The organism is Thermogemmatispora sp., assembly GCF_019683755.1.
Classification (GTDB): domain Bacteria; phylum Chloroflexota; class Ktedonobacteria; order Ktedonobacterales; family Ktedonobacteraceae; genus Thermogemmatispora.
In genome coordinates this window covers 1-9522 of the sequence record NZ_JADGHT010000172.1, presented here as the reverse complement: position 1 = coordinate 9522, position 9522 = coordinate 1, and the positions used below count along the sequence as shown (strand labels likewise).

Genomic DNA, 9522 nt, shown 5'->3' with positions numbered 1-9522 from the left:
TCCATCCATCTTCTGGTCACTCCTGACGGGTAGCGGCGAACGCCGACGCGCTTGAGCGTGCCTGCACCGATGTCGTACAATGGGGGGGAAAACGACGGAGGCTGGTGGGCGCGTTCAGGCGCGTCAGGCGTGTCAGGCGTGTCAGGCGTGCCCCATTGTTGTCAGGCAGAAAGGCGAAGCGAAGCAGATGACGAAGCAGAGCTATCCAGACGGGCTTGAGATCAAAGCACCGGTTCCGCCCGAATACGCAGAGATTCTGACACCAGAGGCATTGCACTTTGTGGTGACGCTGGTGCGCGAATTCGGGGGGCGTCGTGAGGAGCTGCTGCGCAAGCGTGTCGAGCGACAGGCAGAAATCGATGCCGGCAAGCTCCCCGACTTCCTGCCAGAGACGGCCCATATACGTGAAGGAGACTGGACGATCAATCCTGTCCCGGCTGACCTGCAAGACCGGCGTGTGGAGATCACCGGCCCGGCTGAGCGCAAGATGATCATCAACGCGCTCAACTCGGGAGCCAAGGTCTACATGGCCGACTTTGAGGATGCCCTCAGTCCCACCTGGACCAACCTTGTGCAGGGACAGATCAACCTGCGCGACGCCGTCCGGCGCACCATCAGCTATGTCAGTCCCGAAGGCAAGCCATACCGCCTCAACCAGCAAATTGCCACCCTGGTGGTGCGGCCTCGCGGCTGGCATCTGCCAGAGAAGCATGTCTTGCTCGATGGCAAACCCATTTCCGGCAGCCTGTTTGATTTCGGCCTGTATTTCTTCCACAACGCGCGCGCCTTGCTGGAGCGGGGCACCGGGCCATACTTCTACTTGCCGAAGCTAGAAAGTCACCTGGAGGCGCGCCTGTGGAACGATGTCTTTTTGCTGGCCCAGGACCAGCTAGGTATTCCGCGCGGGACGATCAAGGCCACGGTGCTGATCGAGACGATCCTGGCGGCCTTTGAGATGGATGAGATCCTCTACGAGCTGCGCGAGCACTCAGCGGGTCTCAACTGCGGGCGCTGGGATTACATTTTCAGCGCTATTAAGAAGTTCCGCAACCATGAGCAGTTCCTCTATCCTGATCGGGCCCAGGTGACGATGACGACGCCCTTTATGCGGGCCTATACCTTGCTGACCATCAAGACCTGCCATCGGCGCAATGCCCACGCTATCGGCGGAATGGCGGCCCAGATCCCTATTAAGAACAACCCCAAGGCCAATGAGGAGGCGATGGAGCGTGTACGCGCCGATAAGCGACGCGAGGCGACCGATGGCCATGATGGCACCTGGGTGGCTCATCCTGGGCTGGTACAGATCGCTCAGGAAGAGTTCGATCGCGTAATGCCGCAACCGAACCAGATCGATCGCAAGCGCGAGGATGTCCAGGTGACCGCTGCTGACCTGCTGCGCGTGCCCGAGGGAACCATTACCGAGGGCGGCCTGCGAACCAACATTAGTGTGGGCACGCAGTATCTGGAGGCCTGGCTTGGCGGCTTGGGCTGTGTTCCCATCTATAATCTGATGGAGGATGCGGCCACCGTCGAAATCTCGCGCTCGCAGATCTGGCAGTGGGTCCATCATCCGCGCGGCATCCTCGACGATGGACGCAAGGTGACGTTGGAGCTGGTGCGGCAACTGGCCCGCGAGGAGCTGGAGAAGATCAAGGCCGCAGTCGGCGAGCAGACCTATCAGGCGCGGCGCTACGAGCAGGCCTATGGTCTTCTCGATCGGATTATTGCCAATCGCGAGTTTACGGAGTTTCTGACGCTGCCGGCGTACGAGCTCATCGATTGATGAGCCTGCCGATAGATGCGGGAGGAGAGAGAAGATCCCTCCTCCCGCTTGGCTTTGGTGGGGACCCTGGTCTTTGTCACCTTGGCCTTACAGCTCATCCTGTGCAGCAGCGGCTGGCGCTGGCTGTCCCCGAGCCGACCAGAGAGCGGCCCGGGCTTCGATACCCCTGATGAAAGCGGTTTTTGCGTCGGTATAGGCAGCGACATCATTGGCGAAGCGAGCGGCCAGCTCCCGTTTCAGCAGGGCGTACTCCTGGGCCGTGGCCGGGTGCGCGCGCAGATAGTCGCGGAAGAGCAGGTGACGCTGCCAGAAAGGGCTGTTGTACTCCACCATGTGCAGATGGTGGGTGTCTTCCTCGTCGCGGAGCTTGCGAAAGTAGCGTCGCTCGGGGATAAAGCGCTCAACCTCTGGCAGGTACTCATAGCCGAGAGCACGCAGTGGCTCGATGCAGGAAATGGCATGCGAGAGCGGGGCGACTGCGGCCATAATATCGATAATGGGCTTGGCGGCCAGACCAGGTACCGAGGTACTGCCGATATGCTCGATAGCCACCAGCCAGGGGCCGATGGCCTCAAGCAGCCGTTGGCGCTCGGCGGCGTACTCCTGCGGCCACTGCGGATCGTAGTCAACCAGTACAACGCGACGACTCATATGGTGCGATACCTTTCCAGCAATGACCAGGCCTCTTCCTGGATCTCCTCCGGTGAGCGCAGTCTCTCCTGCTCATCGACGCAAGAAACGATCTCCCAGGGACCATCGGCCTGGGCGCTGGCCAACTGTTCATAGACCTCGGCGCAGCGTGCCAGATAGGCGCTGTTCTCCTCGTGGATATCGCGTGCGTCTGATCTCCGCTGCTGCGCGCGCGTAGCCAGCAGGCTGCTGGCTACCGCCACCGGCAGGCGCAAATAGAGCGTCAGCGTGGGGCGTGGCAGCGCAAACACCTCATACTCCAGATGCGCCAGCCAGCGTAAAAAAGCTGCACGCTCTGCCCCATCGAGGCGTGCCCCCTGATGGGCCAGATTCGAAGCCACATAGCGGTCGAGCAGGAGCAGATCGCACTCGGAGGCCAGACGACGTAACAGGTCCAGGCTTTCCAGGCGGTCTCCGGCAAAGAGTAAAGCCGCCGAACGCGGTGGCACCGTCTCCAGAGGGCCAAAGTCGCCGCGCAAATAAGCGGCCACGCAGCGCCCGAAAACCGTCTCGCCATAGCGAGGAAACGACAGACTGGCCACGCGCAGGCCCTGGCGCCGAGCCTGTACCTCTAACAGGCGTCGCTGCGTCGTCTTTCCAGCCCCATCGATCCCCTCGAAGGCCACCAACATCAAGAGATAAGCTCCTTTCTCCTTCGCTCTGCCACTGCCCAGCCGCCGCAACCCAGCGGCAGGCCAGGCCAGGCCAGGCCAGACGCGAGCAGGGCGCTGCAGCGTCAACCGTGCGCTTCGAAGGTGACGCCGCAGCGTCAGCCTGTTCCTATCTTGACCAGCCTCAGAGATCGCGGCTGCGCGTCCGAATGATTTCCGTGATATGGGCAACAAACTCAGCCAGCGGCTGAGCGCCGCGATTCTCGTTTGTTCGCAGACGCACGGCCACGCTCTCGCTGGCTGCTTCCTTATCGCCCACCACCAGCATATAAGGGATCTTCTGCAACTGAGCATCGCGGATCTTGGCATTCATGCGCTCATTGCGGGCGTCCAGCTCGGCGCGCACACCGGCGCCCTTCAGAGCTGCCAGCACCTTTTGCGCATATTCCAGATGGCGATCGGTGATGGGAATAATCACCGCCTGCACAGGAGCGAGCCAGACCGGAAAGGCCCCGGCGAAATGCTCAATCAGCATTGCCATAAAACGCTCCGTTGAACCCGTCACCGCGCGGTGGATCATCACCGGGCGGTGGGGGTGGCCATCCTCACCGATATACTCTAGCTCGAAATTCTCCGGCTGCACAAAATCGAGCTGGATCGTCGCACACTGCCACTCGCGGCCCAGAGCATCGCGTACCATAAAGTCCATCTTGGGACCATAGAAAGCCGCCTCCCCGATACCCTCACGGTACTCGATACCGCGATGTTCCAGGGCGGCCCGCAGCGAACTCTCCGCCAGCTCCCAGACCTCATCGCTCCCCACGTAGTCCTCCTTCTTATTCGGATCGCGCAGTGAGAGGCGAATCCAGTAATCATTGAGGCCGTACGTATTAAAGACCTCCAGCGTCAGATTGACAGCGCGGTCGAACTCCTCCTGAATTTGATCGGGGCGCAGAAAAACATGAGCATCATCCTGCGTCAGACTACGCACTCGCGCCAGGCCCGTCAACACGCCCGGTTTCTCGTAGCGGTAGAGCGTCGCAAACTCTGCGTAGCGGATCGGCAGCTCGCGGTAGCTATGTAACTGCGACTTATAGAGCAGGATATGGTGAGGACAGTTCATCGGCTTCAGCACATAGGCGTCGTCCTCCGATAGCTCCTCCTCGCCCTGCATGACGGGGAACATATTTTCACGATAGGTATACCAGTGCTTCGACGTCTTATAGAGACGCACTTTGCCCAGGTGACCCGTCCAGACATGCTGGTAGCCATAGCGCTCCTGCGTCTCGCGCACATAGGACTCCATCAGATGGCGTAGCATCTCACCATGAGGCAAGAAGAGCGGCACCCCGGCGGGAACATCCTCGCTCATCAGGAAGAGCTTCAGCTCACGACCCAGTTTGCGGTGATCGCGCTTCTGCGCCTCTTCGAGGCGCCAAAGATACTGGTCAAGTTCCTCCTGCGTAAACCAGGCCGTGCCATAGAGACGCTGCAGCATAGGGCGATGCTCATCGCCGCGCCAATAAGCGCCGGCGACCCGCATCAACTTGAAGGGTCCGATCTGGCCCGTGTGCTCCACATGGGGACCGCGGCAGAGATCAAGAAAGTTCCCCTGCTTGTAGATGCCGACCTCCTCGTCGGGCAAGTTCTCGATAATCTCGACCTTATAGACCTGGCCCTTATTGCGGAAGTACTCAAGGGCCTTCTCGCGTGGCCAGCGCTCGTGGATAAAGGGATGCTTGGCCTCAATGATCCGGCGCATGCGGCGCTCGATCTCAGGGAAATCATCTGGCGTCAGCGGACGTGGCAGCTCGAAGTCGTAATAGAAGCCATCCTCAATAGCCGGCCCGATGGCGAAACGGGCCTCGGGGAATAGCTCTTGAATGGCCTCGGCCATCACGTGAGCCGCCGAATGGCGCATGCGCTGGAGCGGCGTATAATTGACCGTCTCCTGAATTTCTGCTTCTACCGATTCAGCAGACATATAGTCGCAAAGCCTCCTTTCCTGTCTCCAGATCAGAATTATTCACTCTTTCTTTGTAAAATGCTGCTTAGGCTGGCCCCATGCGCAAGTAGGCTCGACAACAAAAAAGCCTTTCATCCCAGCAGGGACGAAAGGCCTGAAGCCCTTCCGTGGTTCCACCCATCTTTCGCAAGTCAGGCATGCTGCACTCGGCTGGCGGCGCGAGGCAGGGCAAGCAGCGCCCTTGTCCTGCATAGCCTTCACGGGAGCCGAAGCGCGACAACAAGGACGGACACACTGACCTGGCGCTCATGCGACCGCTAACGGGGTCGAGGCGTGTACCTTACTGACTCGGTACCGGCTAGCGAGGGGTATCCCATTCCCGTAACTCTGAAGCTGCAACCTGATCCGCAGCCGGAAGCTCAGCGCCGCATCGCTAAGCTGACGGAGACTAACCCGGCGGGAAAAGATTGACCAGCGTCGGCTCTCCTGCGGGCAGGCACGCTTGCAGCCGTTGGCGTCGCCTCTCTGGATGCCCTGCGGAGGGGACATGTCTCGCGTGAATGCCGCTTTCTCTCTTCTCTTGTCCTTTTGATTGGACGCTGGTCGCGTCTCTTGCGAGAAAGCAAACGCACAAGTGCTGATACCACTAACAGTATCCTTAAGGATAGCATACCTGCTGCCGACTGTAAAGGGTGGCTGACTGAGAGGCCAAAGGGGATCTCTCCCTGACAGGGCTATGACAGTTGCTCTAAATATCGTATGGTTGCTTATTAATGAATTCTTCTAAGATAGAGAGATGGATTGACAGATGAGTTCGCATCTGCTATGATCAATGTATCAATCTTGTGGAGGAAGAGGAGGAAGAAGCGCACTGGGCGATGGGAACGACGTGGGACCTGGCGCTGAAGCGGCTCTTCGAGCTGGCGGCCCAGGATTTCGTTGAGCTTGTTTTGCCTGAAGCGCACTATGAGCGCGATGCCTCCAGCGAATTCGTGCTGGCGGACATCCCGCTCTTGAGAGAGCTAGGGGCGTTACGGGCCGATGTGGTGAGTGCCTGTAAGCTTGCTGGCAAGCCTGTCATCGTGCATTTAGAGTTTCAAAGTAGCTCTGATTCACGTATGGCAGAGCGCCTGCTGTTGTATAATGTTCTTGCAGACCAACGCTATCGCTGCCCGGTCTGGTCGTGTGTGGTCTATCTTCGCCGTTGTGCCGCGCCACTCACACCCTACCAGCGTGAGCTGCCTAACAAGAGGAAAGTGCATGAGTTTCACTTCCTCGTGCTGAAGCTCTGGGATATGCCAGCCACCGAGCTGTTGCAGTCGCAGCGCTGGGGCATGCTGCCGCTGCTGCCTTTGACACGCGAGGGGCAACGTCGTGAGCTCATTGTGGAGATGAGACAGCGCCTGGAGCAGGCTGGGCGCTATGATCTGCTGGCCATCGGCTTCTTAATCGCTGCCCTGGCCTGGGCTGGGGCACCTGCTAGTGAGCGTCAGTGGCTAAAGGAGCAGTTTTCTATGCTGGCTGATTTCATTCAGGAGCTGAAACAGACGGACATCTATCAGATGATTCTGGAGGAGGGATTAAAGGAGGGGCGTGAGAAAGGCCTGAAGGAGGGGCGTGAGAAGGGTCTGAAGGAGGGGCGTAGAGAAGGGCGTCGGCAGGAGCGGGCCGAGCGGCTGAACGAGTTGCGACGGATGCTGATGACTCTGGTCTCCGCCCGCTTCCCCGAGCTTAGCGGACTGGCAAAGGAGGTAGCTGCTAGCATCGATGAACCTGCGACCTTAACCGACTTGGTAGTGAGCGTTGGTCTGGCTCAGGATGGCGAACAATTGCGCCTGCGACTCCTGGAGCAGGCAACCGGCCATACGCGCCAGCTCAATGGAGGTACTGGCAGCCACGAGCACTAGAAAGCTATCATCTCCTCGTCTTAGGCCTTCGCTATACTGCTGGCGCTGGCTCTGAGCTAGCTCACTGGCGTGGCCACTTGTCTGAGCGGCGCCAGCCTTTCAACAGTGCCTTCAGGCGCACCTCGCTCATGATCATGCCCAGACAGATACAAGCCCCTCCTATCCAGGCCAAACCGCTCAGTGTCTGGCCCGCCAACGTCCCGAAGATCCCCGCCCAGACCGGTTCACAGGCGTAGATCAGGGCTGCATGGGTACTACTGATGTACTGCTGAGCCCAATTCATTGCCCCCATACAGAAGCCGATATCCACCACACCCATAAAGAGGACCGCTCCCCAAATCGGTACGCTTGCTGGCAACAGCAGCTCCTCGTGAGTCAACCACGCGCTCATCAAGCTCAGCGCCGAAGTTGTAGCCAGTTGCACAATGGCTAGATTAAGAGCATCAGCTCCCGTCACAAACTTGCTGATACAGACAATATGCAAAGCGAACGCTACCGCACAGCCCAGAATCAAAAATTCGCCCAGACCAAAGCTCCAATTGAAATCTTTATTGATCGACAGCAAGGTCAAACCCAACAGCGAGAGCAGAAAACCGAGACCTGCCTCCAGCGAGAGGCGCTGATGCAGCAATACGATCGAAAAAAGTGGTACCAGAGGAATATACAGCCCTGTAATAAAACCTGCTTTACTTGTAATTGTGAATTGCAGACCAAGCGTTTGCAGAGCATAGCCGCTAAAGAGAAGCAAGCCGAGTATGATGCCACTACGCAGCTCAGAGCCTGTTAAATGGCGCAAGCGCCGGCGAAAAAGCAGGGCTAGAGTGAGGGCACCGATCCCAAAGTTATAGCCCAGATAGGTAAAGAGACCGACGAAATGGATGGCGTACTTCGTTACTAGAAAAGTACTGCCCCAAATCATGGTCACTAGCAGGAGCAGGCCATCGATACGCAAGCGCCACCATAATCCTCTAGATGGGAAAGAAGATGATAAAGCTTGCCCAACAGAGACGTCGGATCGGTTCTGTTGGGTTGAGAGCTTCTCTTGTGGGGTCATAGTTGCGAGATAGGTACCTTTCCTGGAGTCAGCCTGAGACCTATGGTTCCCATTGTCAATGAAGCGAGCATAACTGCTGCCGGCCTACTATCCGCGCTGACGGAGCGCGCCATGCTGGACAGGGCCGAGGCGGCGACGGTGACCTGTCTGACGAGAAGGCAGGCACCAGCATCAGTCTAACATAAAAGCCTCTGCTCCGTCAGCCTGGCGGGGAGGAGCAGAGGCACATCATGGCAGAGATAGCAGCGCTTATCTCTGCTTGTGACAGATGTGCAAGCGAAAGAATGAAGGCCGGGCTATGCGCCTCCGCTAAGCGCGACCGGCCTGAAGAGTGGCTGTCCCGGTGGTGGAAGGCTCGCCGTCGGAACGCAGGGCCTCGACCAGCTCCCGCAGAAACAGCTCAGCGTCAGTGACCAAGCCGGCGGCCTGGAAGCTGCCGCGATCAGCCAGCTTCGTCACCACTGCTGGATTGATATCCACCACGACTGTTCGCACCGTCGCGGGCAGCAAATTACCGGTGGCGATTGCATGCAGCATCGAAGCCACCATAATCGCCATCTCCACGCCCTGCAAGGCCCGGCGCATCTGGCGTTGCGCCTCCTGCATATCGGTTATGACGCCCGGCATCGGGCCGTCGTCGCGGATCGAACCGGCCAGCACCAAAGGCACCTTGTGCCTAATGGCCTCGTAGGTCAATCCCTCGCGCAGCAGGCCGACCTCGACCGCCTTCTCCAGCGAGCCAACCGCACGGATAGCGTTGATCGCCCGGAGATGATTGCGATGGCCGCCCTCGACCTGCTCACCGGTACGCAGATCGACCCCGAGCGAAGTTCCAAAGAGGGCCGACTCTACATCGTGAGTCACAATAGCGTTCCCACCAAAAATCACCTGCACATAGCCGCGTCGAATCAGCTCTGCCACATAGCGACCCGCTCCCGTATGGATCACCGCCGGACCGAGCACGAACAGAATCTTCCCGCCGCGGGCCCGCGTCTCCTTCATCTGGCGTGCAATATGCTGGATCATCAAGATCTTTGCCTTCTCTGAAGAGACATCGCTCTGCATAAAAGCAAAGATCTCGCGCTCACGCGCGCGCTCGAAAGACTGGACGCGGATACCTTCGTGTCCGATCACCACTTCGTCACCAACCTCGACCTCATGCATAGGCTTGCAATAGGCGCGGCGATGCTCGCGGTCGATGACAATGGCCACATCCATCTCAATCTGCTCGACGTCGACCCATTGACCGCCAAGGCGTACCTGCGTTGGCAAGTTGGTCGTCGAGTAGAAGCCCTCGGGGAGAACTCCCGGCTGCTCCACCCGCGCTGTACGCACGTCATGGCCATTGACCAGCATTGCCCCGAGCTGCTGCAGTTCCGAGATAATCAGATCAAGCGTCTGCTCGTCGTCGGCCTTGACCTCCATGCGCACATAGCTCGGCTCACTCTTATGCTTGCCGACCTGAATCTCTTGAATCAGGAAATCGCCGCCGCGATCCATAATATGTA

General features: G+C 58.7%; 8 protein-coding genes. 3 read left to right on the top strand and 5 right to left on the bottom strand.

The window, feature by feature from the left end:
• Window positions 1-187 precede the first annotated feature (187 nt).
• On the top strand, window positions 188-1786 hold the full coding sequence (gene aceB / locus IRZ24_RS12075) for a malate synthase A (RefSeq protein ID WP_297164503.1): 1599 nt from the start codon (window positions 188-190) through the stop codon (window positions 1784-1786).
• Window positions 1787-1873: 87 nt separating this feature from the next.
• Here aceB and IRZ24_RS12070 read toward each other — a convergent pair whose 3' ends face one another.
• The 3 genes from IRZ24_RS12070 to thrS all read right to left on the bottom strand — a co-directional run bounded on the left by IRZ24_RS12070 (window position 1874) and on the right by thrS (window position 5071).
• A complete protein-coding gene (locus IRZ24_RS12070; protein WP_297164498.1) occupies window positions 1874-2437 on the bottom strand; it encodes a GrpB family protein in 564 nt (187 codons plus the stop codon).
• Complete coding sequence (locus IRZ24_RS12065) at window positions 2434-3108, bottom strand: hypothetical protein (RefSeq protein ID WP_297164505.1); 675 nt, start codon at window positions 3106-3108, stop codon at window positions 2434-2436. The genes IRZ24_RS12070 and IRZ24_RS12065 overlap by 4 nt, the downstream gene beginning before the upstream one ends.
• 163 nt (window positions 3109-3271) lie before the next feature.
• Entirely contained in the window at window positions 3272-5071 is a 1800-nt protein-coding gene (gene thrS, locus IRZ24_RS12060; protein ID WP_297164495.1) for a threonine--tRNA ligase, read from the bottom strand.
• Window positions 5072-5386: 315 nt separating this feature from the next.
• On the opposite strand from thrS, the gene IRZ24_RS12055 reads away from it, so the two are divergent.
• On the top strand, window positions 5387-5524 hold the full coding sequence (locus IRZ24_RS12055; RefSeq protein WP_297164492.1) for a hypothetical protein: 138 nt from the start codon (window positions 5387-5389) through the stop codon (window positions 5522-5524).
• Between the two features lie 407 nt (window positions 5525-5931).
• Window positions 5932-6960 (top strand): hypothetical protein, encoded by a 1029-nt coding sequence (locus IRZ24_RS12050; protein WP_297164489.1) that lies wholly within the window; start codon window positions 5932-5934, stop codon window positions 6958-6960.
• 61 nt (window positions 6961-7021) lie between these two features.
• Here IRZ24_RS12050 and IRZ24_RS12045 read toward each other — a convergent pair whose 3' ends face one another.
• On the bottom strand, window positions 7022-7912 hold the full coding sequence (locus IRZ24_RS12045; protein ID WP_297164486.1) for a DMT family transporter: 891 nt from the start codon (window positions 7910-7912) through the stop codon (window positions 7022-7024).
• 411 nt (window positions 7913-8323) lie between these two features.
• On the bottom strand, window positions 8324-9522 hold a 1199-nt coding region (locus IRZ24_RS12040), incomplete at its 5' end, for a TIGR00300 family protein (protein ID WP_297164483.1).